At 58.2% G+C, this 1630-nt stretch carries 1 protein-coding gene and 1 pseudogene (1 of these 2 cut by a window edge); both read left to right on the top strand.

The genetic code is table 11. The features are described 5' to 3' along the window. Positions 1-241: 241 nt before the first annotated feature. Positions 242-1318, top strand: coding sequence for a selenide, water dikinase SelD (gene selD, locus GTN70_12700; protein NIO17812.1), 1077 nt, complete (start codon positions 242-244; stop codon positions 1316-1318). Between the two features lie 130 nt (positions 1319-1448). After that, positions 1449-1630 (top strand): annotated as a pseudogene (locus GTN70_12695) (hydantoinase/oxoprolinase family protein); it runs 1753 nt beyond the window's last position.

Genomic DNA, 1630 nt, shown 5'->3' with positions numbered 1-1630 from the left:
GCAAGTCGAGAGTAGGGAGGAGAAAGTCGTAAAACAATCACTCTCTGCTATCTACTCTCTCCTTACTCCTTCCCAGACTTTGAACTCGAAACTCTAAACTCGAAACTCTGAACTGTGTTTATTCCGCATTCCGAACTCCGCATTCCGATTTACCATTTAGACATATGGTGCCTCTTCTCTGTCTGTTTCATTTTTTCCCCGGAAGGGTCCTTTCTCATGTGTGGTACATTAGAGCTTAGAGATGACGAAAGGAGGCGTGCAGGTGTTTCGGTCCCTCTTGAAAAAGAATACCCTGACCGGGCTATCCAGAACCTGCGGTTGAGCGGCGAAGATATCTCCGACGGTCCTGTCGGACATGCTTCGCAATCTTCCCGTTCAGGTCGACGACTCCCTGCTCGTGGGCTACGAGTCATCGGACGACGCGGCGGTGTACCGGATCGACGGGGACCGGGCGGTGGTGACCACCGTGGACTTCATAACCCCTCCCGTGGACGATCCGCACTGGTTCGGCCGGATAGCGGCGGCGAACTCCATCTCCGACATTTACGCCATGGGGGCCAGGCCCCTCTTCGCCCTGAACCTGGTAATGTTCCCCGCCGGAAAGCTCGGGCAGGAAGTCCTCGAGGGCATCCTCCGGGGAGCCGCCGACAAGGTGAAAGAAGCCGGGGCGGTCCTGGCGGGAGGCCATTCCGTCGACGACGAAGAGCCGAAGTTCGGCCTCTGCGTGACGGGGATCGCCGGTATCGGCGAGATATTGAGGAATGATGGGGCACTGCCCGGCGACGCCATCGTACTGACCAAGCCACTGGGGACGGGCGTCCTCTTCAACGCGGCGAAAGCCAGAAAGTTTCCCGCAAAAGAGCTCGATGCGATTCTGCCCCAGGTGGCGAAGCTGAATGCCGATGGCCTGGAGGTTTTGAGGGAACACGGGGTCAGGGCGCTGACCGACGTCACCGGGTTCGGTATCGCCGGCCATCTCGTAGAAATGGCCAGGTCCAGCGACGTGACGGTCAGGGTCGCACACCGCGACCTCCCCCTGTATCCGGGGGCGCTGGAGATGTACGAGATCGGCCAGACGACGGGGAGCAACGGGCCGAACAGGGTAAACGTGAGGGATCACATCAGGGTATCGGGCCTGCTCCCGCCTGCCGGGGAGGAGATCCTCTACGACCCCCAGACGTCGGGCGGGCTACTTGCCGCTGTTCCGAAGGATGCCTGCCGGGATGCTGTCAAGAAGCTGCGGGAAAAGGGGTACCCGGCAAGCGCGGTGATCGGTGAGGTTGTCTCCCGGGAGCAGCACCATATAATAGTCGAATAGGTTCTCTTCAAAGCACCGCACGGGTATGTGCAGGCCCTCTGGTTGATGGGCAAACAGGTTTTTTTGACCTCGTTTTTCTGCTATCGTGGTAGCGTTTGCTCGTATTCACATTCGTTGAATATTTCGGGATATGCCTGAAAGAGACGTTGTGGTCATAGGGGTCGACACGGGGGGCACCTTTACCGATTTCGTCTACATCGAAAGGGGCAGGGTGGGGATCTACAAGACCCTTTCAACGCCGGAAAACCCGGCGGAAGCCGTTTTGATGGGGCTTAACGAGTTTGCGGGTAAAGGGGCGAAGTATCTCGTCCA

It is taken from the genome of Deltaproteobacteria bacterium (assembly GCA_011773515.1).
Lineage (GTDB): Bacteria > Desulfobacterota > Deferrimicrobia > J040 > J040 > WVXK01.
This window is presented reverse-complemented; position numbering and strand designations above follow the sequence as displayed.